The 25,249-nt window shown below is 69.6% G+C and carries 23 protein-coding genes, 1 tRNA gene, 1 pseudogene and 1 riboswitch; of the genes and pseudogenes, 11 read left to right on the forward strand and 14 right to left on the reverse strand.

What is annotated here, in order from left to right; translation table 11 throughout:
• Positions 1-28: 28 nt before the first annotated feature.
• The gene (locus GVV86_RS07405) at positions 29-844 is read right to left on the reverse strand and encodes a phage holin family protein (protein WP_159615913.1); all 816 of its coding nucleotides are present in this window, start codon (positions 842-844) and stop codon (positions 29-31) included.
• A 397-nt stretch (positions 845-1,241) separates the two neighbouring features.
• Here GVV86_RS07405 and GVV86_RS07410 point away from each other — a divergent pair, with 397 nt between their 5' ends.
• A complete protein-coding gene (locus tag GVV86_RS07410; protein ID WP_159615911.1) occupies positions 1,242-2,465 on the forward strand; it encodes a multidrug effflux MFS transporter in 1,224 nt (407 codons plus the stop codon).
• Between the two features lie 64 nt (positions 2,466-2,529).
• Here GVV86_RS07410 and GVV86_RS07415 read toward each other — a convergent pair whose 3' ends face one another.
• Positions 2,530-4,017, reverse strand: a complete 1,488-nt coding sequence (locus GVV86_RS07415) for an SDR family oxidoreductase (RefSeq protein ID WP_159615909.1) — start codon at positions 4,015-4,017, stop codon at positions 2,530-2,532.
• Here GVV86_RS07415 and GVV86_RS07420 point away from each other — a divergent pair.
• Positions 4,016-4,153 (forward strand): hypothetical protein, encoded by a 138-nt coding sequence (locus GVV86_RS07420; protein ID WP_159615907.1) that lies wholly within the window; start codon positions 4,016-4,018, stop codon positions 4,151-4,153. The two genes, GVV86_RS07415 and GVV86_RS07420, sit on opposite strands and share 2 nt — an antisense overlap.
• Positions 4,154-4,238: 85 nt before the next feature.
• On the opposite strand, the gene GVV86_RS07425 is transcribed toward GVV86_RS07420, so the two are convergent.
• From GVV86_RS07425 to GVV86_RS07445, 5 genes and pseudogenes are all read right to left on the reverse strand, one after another.
• A tRNA-Asn gene (locus tag GVV86_RS07425) sits at positions 4,239-4,311 on the reverse strand.
• Positions 4,312-4,366: 55 nt separating this feature from the next.
• On the reverse strand, positions 4,367-6,379 hold the full coding sequence (gene dnaG, locus GVV86_RS07430) for a DNA primase (RefSeq protein WP_159802325.1): 2,013 nt from the start codon (positions 6,377-6,379) through the stop codon (positions 4,367-4,369).
• A 103-nt stretch (positions 6,380-6,482) separates the two neighbouring features.
• A complete protein-coding gene (locus GVV86_RS07435) occupies positions 6,483-7,766 on the reverse strand; it encodes a deoxyguanosinetriphosphate triphosphohydrolase (protein WP_159615904.1) in 1,284 nt (427 codons plus the stop codon).
• Between the two features lie 72 nt (positions 7,767-7,838).
• A pseudogene (gene dusB / locus GVV86_RS07440) lies at positions 7,839-9,046 on the reverse strand (tRNA dihydrouridine synthase DusB).
• Positions 9,047-9,348: 302 nt separating this feature from the next.
• Positions 9,349-10,707, reverse strand: a complete 1,359-nt coding sequence (locus GVV86_RS07445) for a YibE/F family protein (RefSeq protein WP_246669906.1) — start codon at positions 10,705-10,707, stop codon at positions 9,349-9,351.
• A gap of 209 nt (positions 10,708-10,916) precedes the next feature.
• Here GVV86_RS07445 and GVV86_RS07450 point away from each other — a divergent pair, with 209 nt between their 5' ends.
• Positions 10,917-11,681, forward strand: coding sequence for an alpha/beta hydrolase (locus tag GVV86_RS07450; RefSeq protein ID WP_159802327.1), 765 nt, complete (start codon positions 10,917-10,919; stop codon positions 11,679-11,681).
• Between the two features lie 84 nt (positions 11,682-11,765).
• A complete protein-coding gene (locus GVV86_RS07455; RefSeq protein WP_159615902.1) occupies positions 11,766-12,581 on the forward strand; it encodes a lysophospholipid acyltransferase family protein in 816 nt (271 codons plus the stop codon).
• Positions 12,582-12,620: 39 nt separating this feature from the next.
• On the opposite strand, the gene GVV86_RS07460 is transcribed toward GVV86_RS07455, so the two are convergent.
• The 3 genes from GVV86_RS07460 to GVV86_RS07470 form a co-directional block, all read right to left on the reverse strand.
• Positions 12,621-13,529: a GNAT family N-acetyltransferase gene (locus GVV86_RS07460; protein ID WP_159615901.1), complete on the reverse strand. Its 909-nt coding sequence runs from the start codon at positions 13,527-13,529 to the stop codon at positions 12,621-12,623.
• Positions 13,529-14,917 carry a glycine--tRNA ligase gene (locus GVV86_RS07465; protein WP_159615900.1) on the reverse strand — a complete coding sequence of 463 codons (1,389 nt, stop codon included), beginning with the start codon at positions 14,915-14,917 and terminating at the stop codon, positions 13,529-13,531. The genes GVV86_RS07460 and GVV86_RS07465 overlap by 1 nt, the downstream gene beginning before the upstream one ends.
• 143 nt (positions 14,918-15,060) lie before the next feature.
• A complete protein-coding gene (locus GVV86_RS07470; RefSeq protein ID WP_159802329.1) occupies positions 15,061-16,068 on the reverse strand; it encodes a DMT family transporter in 1,008 nt (335 codons plus the stop codon).
• 51 nt (positions 16,069-16,119) lie between these two features.
• On the opposite strand from GVV86_RS07470, the gene GVV86_RS07475 reads away from it, so the two are divergent.
• A complete protein-coding gene (locus tag GVV86_RS07475; RefSeq protein ID WP_159615893.1) occupies positions 16,120-16,371 on the forward strand; it encodes an RNA-binding S4 domain-containing protein in 252 nt (83 codons plus the stop codon).
• 12 nt (positions 16,372-16,383) lie between these two features.
• On the opposite strand, the gene GVV86_RS07480 is transcribed toward GVV86_RS07475, so the two are convergent.
• The gene (locus GVV86_RS07480; protein ID WP_159615891.1) at positions 16,384-17,079 is read right to left on the reverse strand and encodes an alpha/beta hydrolase; all 696 of its coding nucleotides are present in this window, start codon (positions 17,077-17,079) and stop codon (positions 16,384-16,386) included.
• 174 nt (positions 17,080-17,253) lie between these two features.
• Here GVV86_RS07480 and GVV86_RS07485 point away from each other — a divergent pair, with 174 nt between their 5' ends.
• The 5 genes from GVV86_RS07485 to GVV86_RS07505 all read left to right on the forward strand — a co-directional run bounded on the left by GVV86_RS07485 (position 17,254) and on the right by GVV86_RS07505 (position 21,435).
• Positions 17,254-18,048, forward strand: a complete 795-nt coding sequence (locus tag GVV86_RS07485) for an SGNH/GDSL hydrolase family protein (protein ID WP_159802474.1) — start codon at positions 17,254-17,256, stop codon at positions 18,046-18,048.
• A gap of 184 nt (positions 18,049-18,232) precedes the next feature.
• Positions 18,233-19,279: an ABC transporter substrate-binding protein gene (locus tag GVV86_RS07490; RefSeq protein ID WP_159802331.1), complete on the forward strand. Its 1,047-nt coding sequence runs from the start codon at positions 18,233-18,235 to the stop codon at positions 19,277-19,279.
• Between the two features lie 32 nt (positions 19,280-19,311).
• Positions 19,312-20,073, forward strand: a complete 762-nt coding sequence (locus GVV86_RS07495) for an ABC transporter ATP-binding protein (protein ID WP_159802475.1) — start codon at positions 19,312-19,314, stop codon at positions 20,071-20,073.
• Positions 20,070-20,948 carry an ABC transporter permease gene (locus tag GVV86_RS07500; protein ID WP_159615885.1) on the forward strand — a complete coding sequence of 293 codons (879 nt, stop codon included), beginning with the start codon at positions 20,070-20,072 and terminating at the stop codon, positions 20,946-20,948. Before GVV86_RS07495 ends, GVV86_RS07500 begins: the two co-directional genes overlap by 4 nt.
• A gap of 31 nt (positions 20,949-20,979) precedes the next feature.
• Positions 20,980-21,435: an RrF2 family transcriptional regulator gene (locus GVV86_RS07505; RefSeq protein WP_159615883.1), complete on the forward strand. Its 456-nt coding sequence runs from the start codon at positions 20,980-20,982 to the stop codon at positions 21,433-21,435.
• A 61-nt stretch (positions 21,436-21,496) separates the two neighbouring features.
• On the opposite strand, the gene GVV86_RS07510 is transcribed toward GVV86_RS07505, so the two are convergent.
• The 3 genes from GVV86_RS07510 to GVV86_RS07520 all read right to left on the reverse strand — a co-directional run bounded on the left by GVV86_RS07510 (position 21,497) and on the right by GVV86_RS07520 (position 24,304).
• Positions 21,497-21,739 (reverse strand): hypothetical protein, encoded by a 243-nt coding sequence (locus GVV86_RS07510; RefSeq protein WP_159615881.1) that lies wholly within the window; start codon positions 21,737-21,739, stop codon positions 21,497-21,499.
• Between the two features lie 99 nt (positions 21,740-21,838).
• Complete coding sequence (gene metX, locus GVV86_RS07515) at positions 21,839-22,981, reverse strand: homoserine O-acetyltransferase MetX (protein WP_425513922.1); 1,143 nt, start codon at positions 22,979-22,981, stop codon at positions 21,839-21,841.
• Positions 22,982-22,987: 6 nt separating this feature from the next.
• Positions 22,988-24,304, reverse strand: a complete 1,317-nt coding sequence (locus tag GVV86_RS07520; protein ID WP_159615879.1) for a bifunctional o-acetylhomoserine/o-acetylserine sulfhydrylase — start codon at positions 24,302-24,304, stop codon at positions 22,988-22,990.
• A 52-nt stretch (positions 24,305-24,356) separates the two neighbouring features.
• A riboswitch (SAM riboswitch) is annotated at positions 24,357-24,471 on the reverse strand.
• A 106-nt stretch (positions 24,472-24,577) separates the two neighbouring features.
• On the opposite strand from GVV86_RS07520, the gene GVV86_RS07525 reads away from it, so the two are divergent.
• On the forward strand, positions 24,578-25,219 hold the full coding sequence (locus tag GVV86_RS07525) for a VOC family protein (protein ID WP_159615877.1): 642 nt from the start codon (positions 24,578-24,580) through the stop codon (positions 25,217-25,219).
• Positions 25,220-25,249: the final 30 nt, after the last annotated feature.

The raw sequence follows: 25,249 nt of genomic DNA on the forward strand, positions 1-25,249 counted from the left end.
ATTATGCAGGCAGATCCGGGCCGATCCGCTATTTGGCAGCCAGGCGGCGGACCATCACGGCCAAAGCCACGAGGGAAGCGCCAAGGACGCTCAACGGCTGCCAGCGGTCCTTGAGCTCGATCGTGTGCGGAACGGGCTTCTCGACGGCGGTCGCGGCGACGGGGGTACCCTTCCGTTCGGCGCGCTCCGCGCGGGTCTGCGCGGCGCGCGCCCTGACCTTCTCGCGGTTCTCGGCGAAGCGGCTCTTGACGTCGAGGCGGCTCCCCAGCGAATCGCGGGCCTCGGCGATGTGGATCCGGCGCTCCCCGGAGCGTCCGCGCAGTTCTTCGTACGAGGGCGTGGGCTCCTTGGGCTTGCGCTCCTGCGCCTTCTCGGCCTCCTCCTGCTCGTCCTTGGGCTTCTTGACGTCGAGCGTCGCGGGGTCGAAGCTCCGGCCTTCGCGCAGGACACCGATGTCGTACCGTACGCCGCGGATCGCGTCCTCGGGCAGCAGCGGGAGGGCCTTCTTGAAGCGCGAGACACCGATGAGGCCGATGATCGCCGCGAGGACGAGGAACAGCGCGGCAACCAGCAGGGCGGCGAGCCAGGCCGGCATGATCGTCGCGAGGCCCATGATGCCCGCCACGAGCAGGGAGATCGCGAAGGCGACGAGAAAGACCACAGCGACGGCGAGGAACGCAGCCGCGACCCCGGCCTTGATTCCCTTTTGCTTCATCTGCTCCAGAGCCAGCGAGTATTCGTCGCTGAGCTGGCGTGGGGTGAGCCGCGCGAAGAGCCGAAGAATGCCAAAGAGGGAAAGCGAGCCGGTTGACCGCTTGCCGCGTGTACTAGCCGAGCTGCTCATACGCCCTGCCTCCATTCGTGATCCTGCTGCCTGAGAGATACTGACCCTAAAATTACCACCGGTGGGAGGAGGGTCAGCCGTAAATTGTTTCCTCTGCGTACTTGCGGACGGCTCTTGCTCCGGCTGGACCGGCCCGCTGCCCGCATTCCCAACACACTACGTCAGTGGGAAGCCTGCTTAGCACCCATTTCCCCGGGAGACGTTCTAAGATATCCAAGACACTGGTTCGCCACAGCAACTAAAAGGCGGGCCTGATGCGGCCTCGATCCGTCGGCCCACGTCATGAAACGGCGCAGCGCGGCGCCTCCCTACCGTTTCGATCCCCCGGTGGAATAGCGTTGCTGACGACCGGGGCCGCCCGAGCCACCCCGAACCACCCCGTCCCGATAGGTATCCCTTGACCACCCCGATCTCCCCCGGCGACAGCCTCTCCCGCAGGGAGAAACTGATTTACGTTGGCATTCTCGGCGCCCTGACGGCGCTGGGCCCCTTCACCATCGACCTCTACCTTCCGGCCTTCCCCGCGCTGCAGCGCGACTTAAACGTCACGGAAGCCGAGGTCCAGCTGACCCTCACCGGCACGATCATCGGTCTTGCCGTGGGCCAGCTCATCGTGGGCCCGCTCAGCGACAAGGTCGGCCGGCGGATGCCGCTGATCCTGGCCACCTCGCTCCATGTCGGAGCGTCGATCGGCGTAGCGCTGTCCATGGACATCAGCATGCTCATGTTCTTCCGCGTCCTGCAGGGCGTGGGTGCCGCGGGCGGCGGCGTCGTGGCCCTGGCCACGGTCCGCGACCTGTTCAGCGGGTATGCACTGGTGCGGATGTTCTCCTACCTGGCCCTCGTCAACGGTATGGCCCCGATCTTCGCCCCGGTGATCGGGTCGCAGCTGCTGGTGGTGGTGGACTGGCCGGGGATCTTCTGGTTCCTGGCCGCCTACGGGATCCTGGTGATTGTCGCCGTTTCGGTCTTCATCATCGAGACGCTTCCGCCGGAGCGCCGGAAGAGCTCCGGCTCGACCGCGCTCCAACGGTACCGCGCGGTGCTCACGGACCGGATCTTCCTCGGGGTGCTGCTGGTCGGCGGAATGAACTTTTCGGGCCTGTTTTCCTACCTGTCGGCATCGCCGTTCCTCTTCCAGAACCTCTACGGGCTCAGTGAGCAGCAGTACGGCCTGCTGTTCGGGATCAACTCCCTCGGCATCGTCGCCGGCGTGCAGATCAGCTCCCGCGTGCTGCGGAGATACGGGCCGCAGTGGGTGATTGCCGCCGCCACAGTCGTCATGCTGGTGATGTCGCTTCTGATCCTGGCGTTCGACCAGCTGGGGCTGGGCCTGTGGGGCACCGCGGTCCCCCTGTGGTTCTACATCATGGCCGCCGGATTCGTCTTCCCCTGTGTACAGGTGCTTGCCCTCTTCAACCACGGCGCACAGGCCGGCACCGCCGCCTCGATCCTCGGGGCAGTGACCTTCGGTCTGGCCGGTGCCGTTTCACCGATCGTGGGCGTGCTGGGCATCGACAGCGCCACCCCCATGGCGGTGGTGATGGCCGCCTGCATCACCCTGGCCATCGTGGCCCTCTGGACGATCGTGCGGCCACGCAGCGTGCCCGCGCTGGCCTAGCCGCCGGGCGCACATTCCCGGCACGACGGAGGCCGGAGGGCCCGGGAGCGCCGCCCCGGTCCGCTCAGTCCGCCGTTCGGGCGGCCTGGGCCTCGGCGGCCCGGGCGATGTTGCGGGCCATCGGTTTGAAGATGAAGTTGTGGAAGGGCAGCACCGCGAGCCAGTAGAGGCGCCCTGAAAGCCCACGGGGAAAGAAAACTGCGCGCTGCCGGTAGGTGCTTCCGGTGCCATCCGGTTCGACGCTCAGTTCAAGCCAGGCCCGGCCGGGAACCTTCATCTCCGCCCGCAGGCGGAGCCGCTCCCCCCTGACCAGCTCCTCTACGCGCCAGAAGTCGAGCGCTTCGCCGGTGAGGAGTTCGTCGGCGTCCCGTCGGCCCCGGCGCAGGCCGACGCCGCCGACCAGCTTGTCCATCCACCCCCGGGCGGCCCAGGCGACGGGCCAGGAGTACCAGCCGTTCTCGCCGCCGATGCCTTCGACGACGTTCCACAGCGCTGCGGCCGGGGCGGACGAGCGGTAGGTCTGCAGGTCGGTGAAGACGGTGTGGCCGGCCCACTGCGGGTCCGACGGCAGCGGGTCCGCCACGGCGTCGGAACTCGAGGCACCCGCCCAGCTGGTTTCGACCTCGCCGCCGCGCATCTTGCCGAGCGCCAGGTCGACCGCCGTGCGGTAGCCCGTCAGTCCGCCGTCGGGCACGGGGATGTACTCGTCGATGTCGTGTTCGGCGGTGATGGCGTCGTGCTGGAGCGACTCGATGAGAGGCATGGCCATCACCCGCGGAATGGGAGTGACGAGGTTCACCCAGTGCCCGGCCAACCGCGGGGTCAGTACGGGCAGGGCCAGGATCGTCCGGCGGGGCAGGCCCGCCGCCTCGGCGTACTGGTTCATCATCTCGGCGTAGGTCAGCACCTCCCGTGAACCGATGTCGAAGGTCCGGTTCACGCCCGCGGGGAGGCCCAGGGCACCGATGAGGTACTGGATGACGTCGCGGACGGCGATGGGCTCGATCCGGTTCAGCACCCACTTGGGCGCGGGCATCACGGGAAGGACGTCGGCAAGGTGGCGGATCATTTCGAAGGACGCGGATCCCGAACCGATGACGACGCCGGCCTGGAAGGCGATGGTCGGGGTGCCCGACTCGAGCAGGATGCGTCCGACCTCGGTGCGCGAACGCATGTGGGTCGACAGGGCCACCCCGTCGGGGTGGAGCCCCCCGAGGTAGATGATGCGCCCGACCCCGGCGGAGGTCGCAGCGGAAGCCACAGTGGCCGCGATCGATGATTCACGGCGTTCGAACCCGCGGCCCGACCCCATTGAGTGAACCAGGTAGTAGAGGGCGTCGACGCCTTCGCAGGCGGCCTTCATGGTCTCAGGATCCTGCAGGTCGCCCTGGACGACCTCGACACGCTCGGCCCAGGGGACGTCCTTGAGCTTTTCGGGCGTGCGCACCACCACCCGGACGGTGTGGCCTTCGTTCAGGAGGCGCGAGACGAGCCGTCCACCGATGTAGCCGGTGGCGCCCGTGACGAGGATGACACTGCCGTGGGAGTTCATGGCTCAACCCTACGCCCGCAGGACCCTCCATCAGCAGGGCCCCGGTGCCGCAGCAGCCGCACCCCGCGAGGATGCACGGCAGGCCGGCCGGGCCGAGGCGGCCCTCGAGCGTTCCGCGCTGGCCTCGCTGCGGTAACCGGGAACCCGGGAGGTTCGAACCCAGGAACCGGACCCAAAAAAGAAGGGCCGTTGACGGGAAAACCCGTCAACGGCCCTGATTGCTCCTCCGACTGGACTTGAACCAGTAACCCTTCGATTAACAGTCGAATGCTCTGCCAATTGAGCTACGGAGGAAAGCGGCAGATACAACTTTACATACGAAACCGGGTGAAGTGAAATTGGCGCCGGATCAGTCCGGCCGGAGCTGCCGGCGCTGCATCTCGAGGTCCATCAGCTCACGCTGCAGCTGGTTGTAGAGCACCGGATCGGCGGCCGGATCCATGCGCTGAAGCTGCCCCAGTTTCTCGGCCTTCTGCTGGGTGATCCGCAGCTCGGTCAACCGGTTCAGGATGTCCCGGCAGTACACGGCCATGGCATCGGCGTCCTTTGCCGGCAGGGGACGCACGGCGAGCTCGCTCACGAGCGGCCGCAGCACGTCGGGCACCTCCCGGCGCACCCGCTCGACCCACTGCGCGGCATCGGCCCCGGCGGCTCCCGCAGCGAGCACGGCGGTATGCAGCGCGGCGTAGACGGGCACCGAGAACGGGGCGTCGCCGAACCGCTCCCACTGGGTCGCATCGAGCAGTCCCGGCTGCTGCAGCACCACCTCCAGGGCTTCACGCTCCATCCGCGCCATGGGATCGCGCGGATCCGGCCGGGTGAACTGAGGCTGGTCAAGGACCCCCTCCGCGGCGAGACCGTCCTGCCCGGACCCCGGAGACCCCATTTGTGCGTCCCCGGCCGGGGAGGCTGGCCGGTCGCCGCCGGAGGGCCCGCCGTACCCGGCGCGGCCGGATTCCGTACGCCCGGACCCGGAGCCCGCCGAGGCCCCTTGAGTGGCCGACGGCGCCGCACCCTCACGGCGTGCGGCGGCCGAGACGGCCCGCGCCACCTGGTCCTCCCCCACGAACTGCATGCCCAGCCAGCGCGAGAGCTCCCGCGTGTAGGTGGAGCGCAGGGACACGTCGCGGATGCGCGCAACGATGGGGGCTGCATGGCGCAGCGCCTTGACCTGGCCCTCGCCGGTGGTCAGGTCGAAGTTGGCGAACGAGGCCTTGATGGCGAATTCGAAGAGGGGCCGGCGGTCGGCGATGAGGCTCCGCACCGCCTCGTCGCCGCGGGTCTGGCGCAGGTCGCACGGGTCCGCGCCCGAGGGCTCCACGGCGACATAAGTCTGGGCGATGAAGCGCTGGTCCTCCTCGAAGGCCCGCAGGGCGGCCTTCTGCCCGGCGGCATCGCCGTCGAAGGTGAAGACGACCTCTCCCCCGGTGCCGTCGTCGGAGAGCAGCCGGCGGGCGATCTTGATGTGGTCCGCGCCGAACGCCGTACCGCAGGTCGCGACGGCGGTGCCCACGCCCGCGAGGTGGCACGCCATCACATCGGTGTACCCCTCGACGACCACCAGCTGGCGGGTCCTGGCGATGTCCTTCTTGGCGAGGTCGATGCCGTACAGGACCGACGACTTCTTGTAGAGCGAGGTCTCCGGAGTGTTCAGGTACTTCGGCCCCTGGTCCTCCTCGTACAGCTTCCGGGCCCCGAATCCGACCGTGTCGCCGGTGATGTCGCGGATGGGCCAGATCAGCCGGCCGCGGAAGCGGTCGTAGAGGCGCGAGGCGTTCGTCGAGGAGACGCTGAACATGCCGGTGAGCTTGAGCTCGTCGTGCGTGAAGCCCCGCCCGGTGAGGTGGTTCAGCAGTCCGTCCCAGCCCTGCGGGGCGTAGCCCACCCCGAAGTGGGCGGCGGCCTCACGGTCGAAGCCGCGCTCCTGAAGGAACTGCCGTCCGGCGGCCGCCCCGGGGGTCAGCAGCTGGTCGCGGTAGAACTCCGCGGCGATCTTGTGCGCGTCGAGGAGGCGCTGGCGCCGGCCGACGTCCTCCCGGCGCGGCCCGGTGCCCCCGTCCTCGTAGTGGAGCTCGAGGCCCAGGCGTGCGGCGAGTTTCTCCACCGTCTCGGTGAAGGAGGTGTGGTCGAGCTTCTGGAGGAACGAGATGACGTCGCCGCCCTCGCCGCAGCCGAAGCAGTGGTAGGAACCCAGCTGGGGGCGCACGTGGAAGGACGGCGACCGTTCGTCGTGGAAGGGACACAGCCCCTTGTAGGAACCCACGCCCGCGGACTTGAGGGTGACGTAGCCATCGACGATTTCCTTGATGTCGGTGCGCTGGCGTACCTCATCGATGTCTTCGCGCTTGATGAGTCCGGCCATGACAACAGTTTAGGCCCCGCCACTGACACCTTCTGCGGCGGCGCCCCGGCGGGCCCGCTGCGCCCCCGCAGAGGTGTGCGGCGGCCGCGGCCCCGGAACCGCGCTACCAGAGGGCAGGGACGGGCCCGACGATCCTCTCGTGCAGGGCAAGCGCCGAACCGTCAGTGAGGGACGCCACCTGGTCGATCACCACGCGCAGCCGCGCGTCGTCGTCGCCGGCGGCCTGCCAGTCGGCTGCGAAGGACTGTTCGAGGTAGCGGTCCCCGTTGGCGGCCATCTGCGCCACGAGCGAGGAAAGCACCTCGCGCTGGCGTTCGTAGAGCGGCTGCCGGTGATCGGTGGTCATCACGTAGGTGGTGGCCAGGCCCTTCATGACGGCGATCTCGAGCTGCGTCTCCTCGGGGACCACCATCTGCGCCGTGTAGCGGGTAAGCGGGTCCGTGCCGTAAATCGCGCGGGTCGCCTCGAGGGCGCTGAAGCAGAACCGGCCGATCAGCTGGCTGGTCATGTTCTTCAGCGCGGCCATGGAGCGGCGGCTGCCGTCAGCCTCCCGCACCCAGACGGCCGTCTTCTCGAGCCGCGCGAGGGCCGCATCGACGGCGGCCGGGTCGCTGCCGGGCAGGTACCACTGCTGGGTGTAGCCCACCACGCGGGCCCGCGCGTCGGGGCTGTCCATCCAGCGCAGCTGGAGGTGCCCGGCGACGATCGCGTCCTCGACGTCGTGGACCGAATAGGAGATGTCGTCGGCCAGGTCCATCACCTGGGCCTCGAGGCAGGAACGGCCGGCCGGGGCGCCGGAGCGCAGCCACGAAAAGACCGGAAGGTCGTCGTCGTACGCGCCGAACTTGGAGGTGCGGTGCCCGTTGATGAGCGGGGCGTCCGCGGCCGTCCACGGGTACTTGCAGGCGGCGTCGAGGCTGGCCCGGGTGAGGTTCAGGCCCGCCGACGTGCCGTCGGGGCGGATGACCTTCGGTTCGAGGCGGGTGAGCAGCCGCAGGGTCTGGGCGTTGCCTTCGAACCCGCCGATGCCGTGGGCGATCTCGTTCAGGGCCGTCTCGCCGTTGTGCCCGAAGGGCGGATGGCCGAGGTCATGGGCGAGGCAGGCGGCGTCGACGATGTCAGGGTCGCAGCCCAGGGAGCGGCCGAGCTCGCGGCCGACCTGGGCGACCTCGAGGCTGTGGGTGAGCCGGGTCCGTACGAAGTCGTCGGTGTCCGGGGCCACGACCTGGGTCTTGGCGCCAAGGCGCCGGAGCGCCGAGGAGTGGAGGACCCTGGCACGGTCCCGTTCGAAATCGGAGCGGTGGGAGCTCTTGGCGGGCTCGTCGACCCACCGGTGGAGATCCTCGACGGCGTAGCCCGCCGTCAGCGGTGCGGAGGGAAAGCTCATGAGCCCTTCCTGCCTTTCGGCCGGGAGTCGGAGTCGGCGCGGCGTGCCGCGGATCGCCGGACGGCCGGGGAATCAGCCACCGGAGACGTCCAGTTCCGCCGCCGAGATGTCGGCCTGCTGTGCCTCGTTGAGGCGCCGCGACTGGAGCCAGTGCTCCGGCAGTGAGGTCTTCTTCGGGGAGCCGGCCCGGCCGCGGGGGCCCTCGGCGTCGGCGCCCGGATAGGGCGAATCGGCGTCGAGCTCGGCGAGCAGGCCCCGCAGCACCTCAAGCGTCGGCACCGTGGCCAGCCTGGCACGCAGTTCGCCCCCAACGACGTACCCCTTGAAGTACCAGGCCATGTGCTTGCGGATGTCCCGCAGGCCCATCATTTCGCTGCCGAAGGCATCGACGAGCAGCTCGGCGTGGCGGTACACCGTCTCGGCGACCTGGCCCAGGCCCGGCTGGTGGCGCTCGGCGCTTCCCTCGAAGGCGTTCATGAGGTCGCCGAAGAGCCAGGGCCGGCCCTGGCAGCCGCGGCCGATGACGACGCCGTCGACGCCGGTCTCGCGCACCATGCGGACAGCATCCTCGGCGCTCCAGATGTCGCCGTTGCCCAGGACCGGGATGTCGGGCAGGGCGTTGCGCAGTTCGGCGATGGCCGACCAGTCGGCCGTGCCGGAGTAGTACTGCGAGGCGGTGCGGCCGTGGAGGGCGACGGCCGCCACTCCACTGTCGCGGGCGATCCGGCCGGCCTCGAGGAAGGTCAGGTGGTCCTCGTCGATGCCCTTGCGCATCTTGATGGTGAGCGGGATGCCGCCCTTGGAGGCCTCGCGGACGGCGGTCTGCACGATGCCCGTGAACAGGTCGAGCTTCCAGGGCAGCGCCGCTCCGCCGCCGCGGCGCGTCACCTTGGGCACCGGGCAGCCGAAGTTGAGGTCGATGTGGTCGGCCCGGTCCTCCTCGACGAGGATGCGCACGGCGGCGCCGACGGTGGCAGGATCCACCCCGTACAGCTGCACGGAGCGGACCGACTCGTCCTCGTCGTGGGAGATGATCCGCAGGATTCGGGGCTGCGTTCGACCAGCGCCCGCGAGGTGACCATCTCGGAGACGTACAGTCCGCCGCCGTATTCACGGCACAGCCGGCGGAACGCCTTGTTGGTGATGCCCGCCATGGGGGCCAGGATCACGGGGGTGTCCACGGTGATCGGGCCAAGGCGCAGCGGAGGAAGGTCGAGCCGGGTGGCGGGGTCGACGGAACCTGCTGGTGCCACTGCGTCAGCTGCGGCGGGCGCATCGATGGCTGAGGCGTCGACGGCGGGGACGGCGGAACGGAGGGCGGGCCCGGCGGTCCGGGTGGTTACGGCAGTCACCCCTCCATTGTCGCAAGAGCGGGCAAATCGGGCACATCGACCCTCCGGCGGCCCCGGTCCGGCAGTGCCCCCGGCGGGGCCGCGCGGCGTCTCCGGGGCCGCCGCGGTCCCGCTAGTGGGATTCGGCCTCCCGGCGGGCCCGGCGGGAGCCCGCAGGTACCTCCGGTTCCGCTAGTGGGATTCGGCCTCCCGGCGGGCCCGGCGGGAGCCCGCAGGTACCTCCGGTTCCGCTAGTGGGATTCGGCCTCCCGGCGGGCCCGGCGGGAGCCCGCAGGTACCTCCGGCTCCGCTCCGGGCCCGTTCCCGGCCCCCGACGGTGTCCCCTGCAAAGCTTCCTGCGAAGCCGACTGCCGGGCCGGCGCCGGCGTGCCGCCCGGGCCCGCCGGAACGGTGGCCGGGACGGGCGCGGAACCCGTTCCACGTCCGCCGACGGCCTTCACCACTGCGACGGCGATGGCCGTAGTGACCGGGATGGCCAGGACGAGGCCGATGGAACCCACGAGCGTGCGCACCACCTCCTCCGCGAGCTCGCCGCTGGTGAGGGTGTCGATCAGGGCCCGGTCGTAGAGCGAGACAAGGATCAGCACGGGAAGGGCCGCACCGGCATAGGCGAACGCGATCGTGTAGACGGTCGAGGCGATGTGGTCGCGGCCGATGCGCATCGCGCCGGCGAACAGGCGCCGTGCGGGGGTTGACGGCGCAAGTTCGTAGAGCTCCCAGACCGCCGAGGACTGGGTGATGGTGACGTCGTTGAGCACGCCCAGGCCGGAGATGATCAGCCCGCACAGGATGATCGAGGAGATCGACAACTGGTCGGAGGAGTTGACCAGCGCGTACGCGTTGTCGTCACCCACCCCCGTCAGGTGGGCCGTCCCGGTGGCCCAGGCCGCCAGCACCGCGGTGATGCCCAGGCCGAAGATGGTGCCGAGCAGCGCCGTCGAGGTGCGGGCGGAGAAACCGTGGGCGAAGTAGAGCACCCCGATCATGATGGCGACCGACCCCACGAGGCCAAGCAGCAGGGGCGGAGCCCCTTCCACGAGGCCCGGCAGGATGAACTGCGCCAGGATGAACAGCGCCCCGACCAGCCCGAGCATCGCCCGGAATCCCCGCCAGCGGGCGACGGCGACCACCACGACGGCGTAGAGGATGGTCAGGGCAATGATCGGCACCGTGCGGACGAAGTCGACGAAGACATAGGGCGCCGATCCGCCCTGGATGACCCCCTCGAGGTTCAGGTACCGGATCCGGTCGCCGGCCTCGACGGCGCTGGCCTTGGCCAGTTCGGGGGTCACCTCGACGGGCACCGTGGGGCCGCCGGCATCGGGCACCGTGAAGGCGACCAGGCAGGTGAGGGCCTCGCCGCCGGCGTCGACGGTCGGCTGGGAGGACGGGCAGTCCTCGAAGGCCGCCCGCTGCACCGTTCCGGTCTCGAACGTGACCCCCTCGGCGGTCGCGTAGGGGTTGGCCACCGAAATCTCCGAGGTGTCACCCGAGGGCCACAGCAGCCACATGCCGGCGACCGTCAGCAGCCCCAGCGGGAGGAGGAGAGCCGCCAGGAGGAAATTCGCCCGCCGGCGGGTGGCAATCATTGGAGCGGTCGGCTCCGAAGAACCGGCAGTCGAAGTGTGGCTGATACCCACGGACATCCTTCGGTTGGTGGTGCGGAAGTTACGGAAGAGCAAGGTTTTCATACGGAGTCTACGCAGGGTGGACACCCGGGCGGTGCCGCCTAGGGTTGGAGGAAAAGGCATCCGGCGCGCTCCGGTGAGGGCGGCGGCCAGGAGTTGGAGGGGACGCGATGAGCGGGAACGGTGCAGGAAGGGGCGGGACGCCGCGGCGTCCCGGCCGCGCAGCCGTGCCTGCCGACCCGGTCCTGACGGTGCGCGCACCGCGGGGCGGGGTCACCGCCGTCGTCCTGCTGCTTCACGGCGGGCGGGCCCACAGTTTCGACCCGGTGCGCAGCCGGCATCTCAGCCCCTCCCGGATGATCCCCTTCGCCTCGGTCCTCCACCGCCGGGGCGGTCCGCATGGCCTGGCCGTTATGGCACTGCGCAACCGGGTGCGCGGCTGGAACGGCCCCGAGATGTCGGCGCTTCAGGACGCACGGTGGGCCCTCGAGCGCATCCGGCAGCAGCATCCGGGGGTTCCGGTCTACCTGGTGGGGCACTCAATGGGAGGGCTCACCGCGATCTGTGCCGCGGACGACCCGCAGGTCCGCGCCGTGGCGGCCCTCGCCCTGTGGCTTGAGAGCAACACCCCGGTGGACCCCATCAAGGACCGGCACCTGTTGATCGTCCATGGCGACACCGACCGCTGGACCAGCCCCCGCCAGTCCCGCCGCTTCGCCGAGCGCGCCGTGCCCCTTGCCGCTTCGGTGAACTATGTCAGCGTCCGCAACGCCGGGCACTTCATGTTCCGCAAGGTCGGCAGCTGGCACGGCATTCCGGCTTCCTTCATCCTGAGCCGTTTTGCGGCGGACACCGGAGCCGGCGTCGGGCCGGCGCATCTGCGCCTGGCGCGTACCCTGCTGGCCGCCGACGAACCACTGGCCATTCGAGTCTGAGGCGCGGAGTGCCGGCCGGGCAACAGTCACCGGGGCGCGGGACCACCGCCGCCCCTCCACCAACCGGAACAGGGTAGGAACACGATGGGATGGAAACCGAAGCAGAGCGACCGGATGTACCGCGCGGTGGTGCAGGCGGGGCTGCTGACCTTCTCGTCGCTGCGGCTGCGGGTTGACGTCACGGGCACCGAGAACCTTCCGGCCCCGGACCCCCTGCAGGGACGCTCCCGCCGGGCGCTGCCCGGAAGGGGCGCCGTCGTGGCCATCACCCACTTCGGGTACCTCGACTTCGCCTTCGCCGAACTCGTCCTCTGGAAGCATGCGCGGGTGCAGATGCGGTACATGATCACCAAGGCGGCGGCATCACATCCGGTGATCGGCCCGATCGTGTACGGCCTGGGGCACGTCGTCACCGACCGCCGTGCCGGGGCCGCGGCCTACGCCGACGCGCTGGCGAAGCTGCGCGCCGGCGAGTACGTCGCCATCCTCCCCGAGGCCGGAGTGAGCCGCAGCTACACGGTGCGCGAGCTCAAGACCGGGGCCGTGCGGCTGGCGGCGGAGGCGGGCGTGCCGATCATTCCCGTCTCGGTCTGGGGATCGCACCGCCTGCTGACCCGGGGCCATGGCTTTTCGCTTCGGCGCGCATGGAGGTCCCCCGTGCGGATCCACGTGAGCGAACCGATCCGGCAGACGCCCGGAGCGGATGTGGCCGCGGAGACGGAGAAGCTGCGCGCCGAGCTGCAGGACGGCATCGAGCGGTGCATCGAGACCTTCCCGCTGGTTCCGGCACCCGGTGAGTGGTGGCAGCCGGCCCACCTCGGCGGCGGTGCCATGACTGAGACCGAACGGGCCGCAGCAGACGCCCACGACCTCGCCACCGGGCGGTACAGCAGGGGCTGAGCCGCGCCCGACGCGGCCCGCTTCCCCGGGTGCGGGCCGTCAGCCGGCGACGACGAAGGTGGCCGGGGCGGCCTCCACGGCGGAGCCAGCGGCCAGCAGCGGCTCGACAACGTTCACCAGTGCCGTCATCGAATCGTCAACCTCGAGCTGGACCGGGTAGGTGTGGACGAGCATGGCGAGCAGGCTGGCCACCGCGGCTTCCTGCTCCGATGCGGGCAAGGACGTGTCGTACCCGAGCAGCACGTCGGCCGGCGCGTCGGTGCGGGCCGACGTGTAGCTGACGGCGAAGGCCGCAATGGACCCGCCGTCGCTCTTGGGCTTATCCCGCAGCACCACCGCCCCGCCGGCGCCCGTCGCGTCGGCCAGGAGCAGGTTCTGCGCCCGGCCGAGGGTCATCTCCGCCCGGTCCCAGCCGTGGACGGCCGTGTAGAAGGCGGCGACGGCCTGCGTGAGTTCCACCGAGCCGGTCGCTGCCTCCTCCAGCTGTGGCCCGGAGGCGTCCTCGAAGCGCGGGGCCGCCAGGGCGCCCGGCTTCACCACGATCACCCGGGAACGCTGGATGGTCGTGAAGCCGGTGGACTCCGCGAAAGCCGCCCCCGAGGTGCCGGGCTGGACCTTGCTGCGCAGCGCCGTGACGCCCGACGGCGACGCCGCGGCCTCGTGGCGCAGCATCGTCAGCAGGGTCGAGCCCACCCCGGCGCGGCGGTGGTCGGCCGCCACCTCGACATAGCACCACAGCCTCTCCGGGTGCAGGGCCGTCTCATAGGCGAACCCCGCCGCGACCGGAATGCCCTGGTCGAGGGCGGTGATGCACCGGTTCCAGGGTTCCTCCGAGGAGGGCCGGAAGGAGCCGCGGAACTGTTCCGACGGGCTCGACTCCGGGCCGCCCCACAGCTGGAGCAGCTCGAGGTCGTCGCCGTCCTGCCAGGCACGGTACTCGAGGGCCATCAGGCGCCCAGCATCCGCTCGGCGAGGTAGCCCTGGACCTTGTCCAGGGAGACACGTTCCTGCGCCATGGTGTCGCGTTCGCGGATGGTCACGGCCTGATCGTCGAGGGTGTCGAAGTCGACGGTGATGCAGAATGGCGTGCCGATCTCGTCCTGACGGCGGTAGCGGCGGCCGATCGCCCCGGCGTCGTCAAAGTCGATGTTCCAGTTCCGCCGCAGCTGCGCCGCCAGCTCCTTGGCCTTGGGCGAGAGGTCCTCGTTGCGGCTCAGCGGCAGTACCGCCGCCTTGACCGGGGCAAGGCGCGGATCGAGCTTGAGCACCGTGCGCTTGTCTACGCCGCCCTTGGCGTTGGGCGCCTCATCCTCGGTGTAGGCATCGACGAGGAACGCCATGAAGGAGCGGGTCAGGCCCGCGGCGGGTTCGATCACGTACGGGGTGTAGCGCTCATTGGTGGCCTGGTTGAAGTAGCTCAGGTCCGTCCCGGAGTGCTTCGAGTGCGTCGAGAGGTCGAAGTCGGTGCGGTTGGCGATGCCCTCGAGCTCGCCCCACTCCGAGCCGGAGAAGCCGAAGCGGTATTCGATGTCCGTGGTGCCCTTGGAGTAGTGGCTGAGCTTGTCCAGCGGGTGCTCGAAGAGGCGCAGGTTCTCGGGGCGGATGCCGAGGTCGGTGTACCACTCGTAGCGGGTGGAGATCCAGTACTTGTGCCACTCGTCGTCCGTGCCGGGCTCGACGAAGAACTCCATCTCCATCTGCTCGAACTCGCGGGTGCGGAAGATGAAGTTGCCCGGGGTGATCTCGTTGCGGAAGCTCTTGCCGATCTGGCCGATGCCGAAGGGCGGCTTCCGCCGGGAGGTGGTGAGCACGTTGTTGAAGTTCACGAAGATGCCCTGGGCAGTCTCGGGGCGCAGGTAGTGCATTCCCTCCTCGCTGGCGACGGGGCCGAGGTAGGTCTTCATCAGCCCGGAGAAGCTCTGCGGTTCGGTCCAGCGGCCCTTGGTGCCGCAGTTGGCGCAGGTGATGTCGAGCAGCCCGTTCTCTGGGGCCCGGCCTTTCTTCTCCTCGAACTCCTCCTCAAGGTGGTCCTGCCGGTAGCGCTTGTGGCAGTTCAGGCACTCGACGAGCGGGTCGCTGAAGACTTCGACGTGACCCGAGGCCTCCCACACCTGGCGTGGAAGGATCACTGCGGAGTCGAGGCCGACGACGTCCTCGCGCCCGCGCACCATGGACTGCCACCATTGGCGCTTGATGTTCTCCTTCAGCTCGACGCCGAGGGGCCCGTAGTCCCACGCCGAACGCGATCCGCCGTAGATCTCGCCTGACTGGAAGACGAAGCCCCTCCGCTTGGAGAGGGAGATGATTGGGTCGAGAGCTGATTTGGGTGCCGCCATGGGGGTTCTCCGGTCGTCAGCAGGCCGCTGGGTGCGGTCCGCGGGATGGTGGGTGCAAAGCTGCGGATCCTTCCGGGATTTCGCCGTCGATCCGGAAGGGACAGTCCGGCTCCAAGCCTACCGGCACCGGAGCCGAACCCGTCCTACGTGCGCCCGGCCGTCGTCCCGATCCGCCGGCGCCGGGCCGCCGCGGCCGCGGCGCCGCGGGGCCAGGGCAGGGTTGTGAGCACGATGGCGACGAGGGTCAGGAGGGTGCCGGCGACGGTGGCGAAGGCAACGACGCTGCCGGGTGCCGGAACGAACAGGTCAAGGGCCAGCGATCCCACGAGCTGGCCGCCGATCAGGCCAAGGCCCGTGAGCAGGACGCCGAGGCTGCGCACCAGCAGCGCTCCCAGGCCGATGAAGACGCAGCCCATGGGCCCGCCCAGGTAGTACCACCACTCCGACGGCAGGGCGTTGCCGGGCCCGGCGATGGCGACCTTCGCCAGCCAGGCCGCGAGCAGGACCACGGTCCCAGCGATGAAGTTCACCAGGGTGGCGGTGATGGGGGTTCCGTAGTGGAAGGCAGCCGTCCCGTTCATTGCCTGCTGGAAGCTCAGCAGAATGCCGGCGGCGACCGGCAGCAGGACCGGGATCAGCCAGGACGAGGGCTCCCCCGCCGCACCGAACCGGGGTGAGACCGCCCAGATCACCGACACCACCGTCAGCACGACGCCGATGATGCGCATTGGTGTCGCTGATCTCTTGCCGGCGGGGCCGATGCCGAGCCGGTCGACGACGAGTCCGCTCAGGGACTGGCCCATGACCGCGGCCACGGAGAACAGCGCGACGCCGATGAGGCTGATGGTCAGGGACTGGGAGAACACGAAGAACGCCCCGATCGCCCCGGCCGCCAGGTACAGCGGCGGGAACCGGCGCTCGCGCACCGAGGGGCCGATCGCACGGAAGCCCGCCCGGCCGCGCGGCAGCACCAGGGAGATCAGGATCATCACCACCAGCCCGGTGCCGAAGCTCACCAGGGCCGCGGCGACGCCGTCGTCGAGCCGGGCGCCCAGGGCCCCGTTGATGCGCCCCTGGACGGGGATGGCCGTCCCGGCGGCGAGCGCCACCGGGATGCCGATAAGGGGCGGGAGCGGGGCTGAGGAAGTCACCGGTCAAGTTTAGTGGACCGGTGCCGACATCCGGTCGGGCAGAATTGGGTCATGAGCAGTGAACCGAACGGACCCGGCGCGTCGGCCGGCATCAGCGAACTTCCAATTTCCGACGGCATGATCCGGCTGGGACAGCTGCTGAAGCTCGCCTCGCTGGCCGAGGACGGAGCCGAGGCGAAGACCCTGATCGACAATGGGCTGGTCCAGGTCAACGGCGACATCGAGGAGCGCCGCGGGCGCCAGCTCCACCCCGGCGACGTCGTGAGCGTCAACGGCCAGAGCGTGCGGATCGTCGCGGGCTGAGCGCCGGGCCCTTCAGCTCCCGCTGGTTCCCCCGGTCGGTGCATTCAGCACCGTCAGCGTCAGGAACTCCCGGACGTGGGCCAGCTCCTGCTGGCTGATGCTGTGCCCCATGTTGGGGTACAGCACCTTGGTCAGCCGGGTGGTCGAGGTCGCCCAGCGGTGCGTGTACTCGACCATCGAGGAGGCGATCACCTCGTCCGCCTGGTCCCGGCCCCAGAAGAAGGGCACCGAACGGCCCGCCAGCGCCTCGTCCTGGAAGAAGGGATGGCCTTCGGGAGGAACAGCGAACCCCGAGAGGCCCACGACTGTGGCGAAGTCGCCCGGGCGGTGGCGCAGCAGCGAGGTGGCAACGCCCATCCCCATGGAGAACCCCAGCAGGCTGACGCTCGGGTGCGGTGCCCGGATGGCATCGAGCCATTCCACCAGCGGCTTAAGCGCTTCGACGACGGCCTCCACCGAGTACCCGGCGTCCCGGGACAACGGGAACCAGGAGTACCCCTGGTCCTCGGCGGAGGGGGCGCGGACCGAGACGACCGTGAACTCCCCGGGCAGGTAATCGGCGAGCGCCATGAGATCGCGTTCGTCGGCCATATAGCCGTGAAAAAGCACAAGAAGCGGGGTCCCGGCCCGCTCGCTTTCGGGCCGGGACCAGAGGGTGACCGGGTCCCAGGCGGGCGTGGACAGGGGGTCGGGGCCGGTTTTCGTCATCCCCCAATTCTGGCATGCAGGGCGCCCCGGCCGGCCCGCCCCGCCCAGCCGCGGCGCCTTAACCGGGGCTACCTACGGTCGCGTAGGCGGCCCCCTACTTGGCAGGATAAAAGGGTGAGTGAAAAACAGGCAGTATCTGCAGTTGATGAATCCGTACACGTCGAGGGGGAGGCTATCCCCCACCCCTGGCGGCGGTACGTCGCCCTTGGTGATTCCTTCACCGAAGGGATCGGGGACCCCAACCCCGACAGCGTCGGAGGAAACCGCGGCTGGGCCGACCGGGTCGCCGAGGAACTCAGCCGGGGCTGCGGCAGCTTCTCCTACGCGAACCTTGCGGTACGGGGACGGTTGCTGCAGCAGATCGTGGACCAGCAGGTGGAGCCGGCACTGGCCCTCAAGCCGGACCTCGTGAGCATCTCCGCCGGCGGCAACGACCTCCTGCGGCCCGGCGCCGACCCCGATCAGCTCGCCGCACGGCTCGATTCCGCCGTGCAGACCCTCGGCAGCGAGGGTGCGACGGTGGTGCTGTTCACCGGGCCCGACGTGCGCGACACGGTGCTGGGAAAGGTGCGCCTGAAGACCGCCGTGTTCAACGAGAACCTGCGGGTCATCGCGGCCCGGCACGACGCCGTGATCGCCGACATGTGGGCGCTGCGGCAGCTCTCCGATCCGCGGATGTGGTCCGAGGACCGTCTTCACTTCTCCCCTTTGGGGCACCACACGATCGCGATGATGGTCCTCGACACGCTCGCGGTGAACCACACCCTCGAACCGATGCAGGCCAAGCCGCTTCCGCCGAAGAGCTGGCGGCTTGCACGCACCGAGGACGTCGTCTGGGCGCGGGAATACCTGATGCCCTGGATCCTGAGGCGCCTGCGCCACCGTTCCTCCGGTGACGGAATCAGCCCCAAACGTCCGGAGGCTTCGACGATCTTCGGACCGGCCATGCCGCCCGGCGCGGGCCTGTAGGCACGGCCGGACCCTGTCCGCTCCGGCGGCGGCGCCCGCCTGAAGGCCAACTACCTGCCCCGAGATGCCCTCCTACGCTGTCCCATCGGCGTTCCACCTGTTCCTTCGGAATTCCCTTCCTCGGCCCTTGTAAGCGGCATAGCCTGTCGGATTACTAGGATTCGATCGGCTGGGGAGAGTCGGAATGAGAACCACATCGGCACGCATTGGCGTCCTTGCCATCGCCACCATCACCTTCCTCTCAGGATGTTCGGATCCGGGAGCAGCGGACCCGGGCGGGCAGGACCGGCCGGAAGAGATCCGGCTCGGGTACTTTCCCAACCTCACCCACGCTCCGGCCTTGGTGGCCGAGGCCGAGGGCCTGTACGACGAGCATCTGGACGGGGTGGACCTTCGAACCCAGACCTTCAGCGCCGGGCCGGAGGCGATTGAGGCCCTGTTCTCCGGTGCCATCGACATGACCGTCATCGGCCCCAACCCCACCATCAACGGCTTCACCCAGAGCCAGGGCAAGGCGCTGAAGGTTCTTGCCGGTGTCGCCTCCGGCGGCGCGGGGCTGGTGGTGCGGCCGGGGATCGACAGCGCCGAGGACCTCGAAGGCGCCACCCTCGCCACCCCCCAGCTGGGCAACACGCAGGACGTGGCGCTGCGGACCTGGCTCGAGGGCGAGGGACTCACCGCAGACACCGAGGGCGGCGGCGACGTCAGCATTAAACCCCAGGAGAACTCGGCCGCCCTCCAGTCCTTCGTGGCCGGGAACATCGACGGCGCCTGGGTGCCCGAACCGTGGCTGACCCGCCTCATCGAGGAGGGAGATGGCCGGCTGCTCGTCGATGAAGGGGAATTGTGGCCGGACGGGCGGTTCGTCGTCGCCAACCTGGTCGTCCGCACCGAGTTCCTCGAAGAGCACCCCGACACGGTCCAGGCGGTGCTTGAGGGCCACCTCGACGCACTGGCGTTCATGGAGGAGGACCCCGAGGGCGCCCAAAAGATCTTCAACGACAAGATCGAGGAGCTCACCGGGCAGCGGGTAAAGGACGAGTACCTCGAGGCCGCCTGGGGAAACGTCGAGTTCACCTTCGACCCGCTCCCCGAGACCCTCGTTACCGGAGCCGGCCACGCGGTGTCGGTGGGCCTGCTCGAAAAGGTCGAGCTCGAGGGCCTCTACGCACTTGATCCCCTCAACACCGTGCTCGAGGACCGAGGACTGACCGGGGTGAAGGAGCCGTGATGCGCCTGGGAACAGCCGGCGCACGGGACCGGATGCCCGCCCCGGACGCCACCACGGCACGCACCGCCACCTCGCTGCGCGGGGTCGGCAAGGACTTCCGGGGCGCCGCCGGTGAAAGCGTCGCCCTCGACAGTGTCGACCTGGACATCGACGCCGGGGACTTCGTCTGCCTCCTGGGACAGTCCGGGTGTGGCAAGTCGACCCTGCTGAACCTCATCGCGGGCCTCGACTCCCCCAGCCGGGGCAGCATCGAGGTGGGCGGCCGCCGGGTCGGCATGATGTTCCAGGACGCCAACCTCTTCCCGTGGCTCACCGTGCGGGGAAACATCGAACTGGCGCTGCGCCTGTCCGGCGTGCCGGCCCGGGAGTTCGGTCCCCGCGTCGATGAACTGCTCGAAACGGTGCGGCTGCCCCGGGCGGGCTCGATGCGCCCGCACGAGCTGTCCGGCGGCATGCGCCAGCGGGTCGCCCTCGCCCGCACGCTCGCCCAGGACTGCCAGATCCTCCTCATGGACGAACCCTTCGCCGCCCTGGATGCGATCACCCGCGACGCCATGCACGACGAGACCGAACGCATCTGGCTCGAACGGGAGCTGACGATCGTCTTCGTCACGCACAACGTCCGGGAGTCGGCCCGGCTGGGGAACCGGGTTTTGGTGATGGCACCTGACCCCGGACGGATCGACTCCGAACTCCAGATCGGGCTGCAGCGGCCCCGTCGGATGGAAGACCCCGGCGTCGCCGACCGCGCCGCCGAGCTGCACCGGCGCCTTTCGGGAAGGAACGAGCCATGAGCGACATCGACGCCGGCCGCCTGGTGGGCAAGACAGCGGCACCCGCGCGCCGGAGCCGCTCCGCCGGGTCGGAGGGCCAGCGCGGCGCCTCCCTCGGCTCCCGCATTGTCCGCCGGAGCTGGCCGCCCCTGCTTGCGGTGATCATGACCCTGCTCCTGTGGGAAGGTGTCTACCTCAGCGGCTGGCGCCCCAGCTACGTCCTGCCCGACCCGGCGACCGTCCTGCAGCGCACCGGCGAGATGGTAGCCAGCGGCAAGTTCTGGCAGGCCCTCGGCACGACGATGTTCCGCGCGGCGGCCGGCTTCGGCCTGGCCCTCGGCATCGGCACCTTCATCGGCCTGGTCGTCTCGTTCTCCCGGACCCTCCGGGCAGCGATCGGCTCGATGATCACCGGGCTGCAGACCATGCCGTCCATCGCCTGGTTCCCCTTCGCGATCCTCCTCTTCGGCCTCTCGGAAAGCGCAATCCTCTTCGTGGTGATCCTCGGGGCGGCCCCGTCCATCGCCAACGGCATCATCTCCGGCATCGACGACGTGCCGCAGGCCCTCATCCGCACCGCGACGGTGCTCGGCGCCCGGGGTCTGAGCCTCTACCGGTATGTCGTGGTTCCCGCGGCCCTTCCCGCCTACCTCTCCGGGCTGAAGCAGGGCTGGGCCTTCGCCTGGCGCTCGCTCATGGCCGGGGAGCTGCTCGTCATCATCGCGTCCAAGCCCTCACTGGGCGTGCAGCTGCAGTTCCACCGGGAGTTCGCCGACACCGCCGGCCTGATGTCCGTCATGATCATCATCCTGGCCCTCGGCATGCTCATCGACGGTGTGCTCTCCCGGGTGTCCAACGGCGTGCGGGCGCGGCGCGGCATGGGGCCGGTCTCCTGATGCCTGCCTCTTCCAGTGGGGGTAGGCGTCAATGCAGGTGACAGCGCGCGCCGACTACGCCCTCCGGGCCGTCATCGAACTGGCCTGCAGCGAGCAGGAAGTGCTCACCCGGGATGCCCTGGCCAGCCAGCAGCACATTCCGGCCAAGTTCCTTGAATCGATCCTCGGGGAACTGAGCCGTTCGGGCCTGCTCACCTCCCGCCGCGGATCCGGCGGCGGGTATTCCCTGACCCGGCCGGCGACGGAAATCACCCTTGCCGATGTTCTCCGGTCCGTGGACGGTCCCCTGGCCGGGGTGCGGGGAGAGAGCCCGGAGCAGGTTACCTACCCGGAGTCCACCAGCAGCCTGCGCGATGTGTGGGTGGCCACCCGGGCCAGCCTGCGCCTGGTCCTTGAGACGACCAGCGTCGCCGACGTCGCCCGCGGCGAGCTTCCCGTCCCGGTCCAGGAGCTGCTGACGCTGCCCGGAGCGTGGGAACGCCGCTGAATCCTGTCAGGGTGGCCGCGCCCCGGCTCGTCAGGATGGCCGGCGACGCGCCGCAGGACGCCTAGGAGTCGAGGGAGACCTCCCCGCGGGCCACGGCGTCGGCACAGGCGCTGAGGTCCGGTCCCGGCTGGAAGTCGACGAACTGCGGCTGGAGCTTGGCGAAGAGGAATTCGTAAACTTCCTCCCTGCTGCGGCCGCCGAGGGTCTCCACCGCCTCCCGCACCGCCTCCTGCAGCGCACGGTCCGCGTCAAACAGGATCTTCTCGCGGGCTTCCTCGTTCCAGCCGATGCTGTTCAGGTCCATGAACCGTCCTTCCTCGCGGACGCCGCCGGCCGGCGCCGGGGCGTGCTCGGCACCACTGTAGGGGCGGCCGGTCCGGCGCGCCCAGCGTTTTTGCGGACGCTACCTGGGGTAGAAACGGGCGCGCAGGTGTGCGTCGAGCTGCCCGATCTCGGTCAGGAAAGCGTCGTGGCCGATCGGTGAGGAAATGGTGTGGACGGGAACCTGGCCCGGGAGGGCGTCCGCGAGGGCGTGCGCCTGCTCCGGGAAGTACAGCCGGTCCGAATCCACGGCGGCGACGAGGACCTCGGCGGTCACCGCGCCGAGCGCCTGCCGCAGGGCGCCCCGGCCGCGTGCGGCGTCGTGGCTCATCAGCGCCTCGGTCAGCACGAGGTAGCTGTTGGCGTCGAAGCGCTGCACGAGCTTCGCGGCCTGGTGGTCGAGGTAACTTTCCACCGAATACCGTCCGCGGTCAGCCGGACGCTGCCCTCCGAAGGGGGCCTCGGCGCCCTGGGCGCTGCGCCCGAACCGGAGAGCGAACTCGGCCTCGGACCGGTAGGTGATATGGGCGATGCGCCGGGCGAGCCCCAGGCCGGCCTCCGGCGGTGGAGAACCGTAGTAGTCCCCGCCGGCGTAGTGCGGATCGAGGCGGATGGCCTGCAGCTGGGCCTGCGCGAACGCGATCTGCTCGGCCGTGCTCGCGGCGGAGCAGGCGATGACGGCGCACCGGGCCACCTGCTCCGGGTACATCAGCGCCCACTCCAGCGCCCGGGCCCCGCCCATGGAGCCGCCCAGCACCGAGTGCCAGCGGCGGATCCCGAGCTCATCGGCCAGCAGCGCTTCGGCCCGGACGGAATCACGGATGGTAATAAAGGGAAAGCGCGAGCCCCAGGGCCGGCCGTCGGGTGCCGGCGTTGAGGGGCCGGTTGACCCGTAGCAGCCGCCGAGCATATTGGCGGCCACGACGAAGTACCGGTCGGTGTCCACGGTGCGGCCGGGACCGACGAGCGCGTCCCACCACCCGTCCTCGTCCGACCCGCCCCGGGCCACGTGGGAGCTGCCAGTCAGGGCGTGTTCGACCAGGACGGCGTTGGAGGCGTCGGAGTTGAGCACACCCCAGGTCTCGTAGGCGAGCTCGACCGCGGGCAGGAACCCTCCGGTCTCGAGGGTGGCGGGGCCGAGGCGGGCCGTCCGGACGACGCCGTCACGCCCGGGGACGCCCGGGATGGGGGCCCGCCCGGGGTAGGCAGGAAGGTAGGCGGTCACGGCCCGCTAGCTTCCCTTCGCCGCACGGAACCCGGCGTCGAGGTCGGCCAGGATGTCCTGGAGGTTCTCGAGCCCGACCGCCAGGCGCACCAGGCCCGGGCGCACTCCCGCGGCCAGCTGTGCCTCGGCGCCGAGCTGGCTGTGGGTCGTGGAGGCGGGGTGGATCACCAAGGAACGGACATCGCCGACATTGGCCACGTGGGAGTGGAGTTCGAGGCCGTCGACGAAGCGCCTGCCGGCCTCGATCCCGCCCGCGATGTCGAAGGACACGATGGCGCCGGTGCCGTTCGGCCCGTACTTCAGCCCGCGCTCGTACCAGGGGCTTGAGGGCAGGCCGGCGTAGGCGACCGATTCGACGTCGTCGTGGAGCTCGAGCCATTCCGCAACGGCGCGGGCGTTGGCGATGTGGCGTTCCATCCGCAGGCTGAGCGTTTCGAGCCCCTGGGCGATGAGGAAGGCGTTGAACGGGGAGATTGCGGACCCGAGATCGCGCAGCAGCTGGACGCGCGCCTTCAGGATGAAGGCGAGGTTCGCCCCCAGGGCGCTTCCGACGCCGAGGTCCCGGGCGTACACCAGCCCGGAATAGCTCTCATCGGGGGTGTTGAAACCCGGGAATTTCTCCGGGTCCCGGCCGTAGTCGAAGCGGCCCGAGTCGACGATGACGCCGCCGATGGCGGTGCCGTGACCGCCAAGGTACTTGGTGGCGGAGTGCACGACGATGTCGGCGCCCCACTCGATGGGGCGGATGAGGTACGGCGTGGACACCGTCGCATCGGCGATCAGGGGGACCCCGTGTTCGTGGGCGATCGCGCTGATCCCCTCAAGGTCGAGCACGTCCTGGCGGGGGTTTGAGACGACCTCGCCAAAGAACGCCTTGGTATTGGGCCGGACGGCGGCGCGCCACTGCCCCAGGTCGTCGGGGTTCTCCACGAAGGTGGTTTCGATGCCGAATTTCCTCAGGGTGTGCCGGAAGAGGTTGTAGGTACCCCCGTAGAGGCTCGGGCTTGCGACGATGTGGTCGCCCGCCTCGGCGAGATTGAGGATCGCATAGGTTTCGGCCGCCTGCCCCGAGGCGAGCAGCAAGGCGCCCACCCCGCCGTCGAGCGAGGCGATGCGGGCCTCAACCACCTCCTGGGTCGGATTGCCGATGCGCGTGTAGATCGGGGCAAGCTCGGTCAGCGCGAACCGGTCGGCCGCGCTTTGGGTGCTGGGGAAGACGAAGGACGTGCTCTGGTAGATGGGCAGCGCCCGTGCCCCCGTGGCGGCGTCGGGCGTCTGCCCCGCGTGGATCTGGCGGGTTTCGAAGGACCAGTTGCTGGACATGGCGTTCCCTGTCGATGAAGGGGCCCGTCCGCCGCCGGAAACCGCCGGCGGGGACCCGCGCTTGCGCAGCGCCGTGTGGCGCTCCGCCAGGTCTTCACCCGGGGCACCCCGCCGCGGTGGAGGGTTGCCGGCCAGCAAGCCGGGGCTGTGTGCTGGCACTCATGACCTTTTCCCCATGAAAGCTGAAACCCGCGGCGGGGGCAATTTGTGACTCCGCGTTAAGTAAGGACTGCCTAAGTCGAGACGCGGATCACAAAGTGCCACTATGTAGCCATGCGCTTGGACCATGTATCTTATGCCTGCGAACCCGACGGACTGGCCGCCACTGCGGACCGGATTTCCTCAGCTTTGGGCGTTGAAGCGGTTAAGGGTGGTGTGCACCCCCGTTTTGGGACCCGGAACATGATTGTGCCCCTGGCCAACGGCCAGTATGTCGAGGTGGTCGAGGTCCTCGACCATCCCGCGTCCAACAAGGCACCGTTCGGCCAGGCCGTGCGCGCGCGTTCCGAGGCCGGCGGCGGCTGGATGGGCTGGGTGGTGGCGGTCGACGACCTCACCCCGTTCGAGGAACGGCTCGGGCGCCAGTCGGTGCCGGGCAACCGGAAGTTCCCCGACGGCCAGGAGCTCACCTGGCAGCAGATCGGCATCAAGGGCCTGATCGCCGACCCCCAGGTTCCGTACCTGCTGCGGTGGGACGACGGGACCGAGGCGCTGCACCCCTCAAACGCCCGCCCCTCGACGGTGCGCCTCGATTCCCTGACCATCGCCGGATCGCGCGCGCGGGTCACCGAATGGCTTGGCACTCCCGTCGAGGCGCCGCTGGGGGACGTCTCCGTGAAGTGGATCGCCCCGAACGGAACGCCGGGACTCATGTCGGTCACCTTCGACACCGGCAACGGCAAGATCGAGTTCTAGTCCGCACGGGGAATAGCCGTCCAGGGGAAC

This window comes from Arthrobacter zhaoguopingii, from assembly GCF_009828595.1.
Classification (GTDB): domain Bacteria; phylum Actinomycetota; class Actinomycetes; order Actinomycetales; family Micrococcaceae; genus Arthrobacter_D; species Arthrobacter_D zhaoguopingii.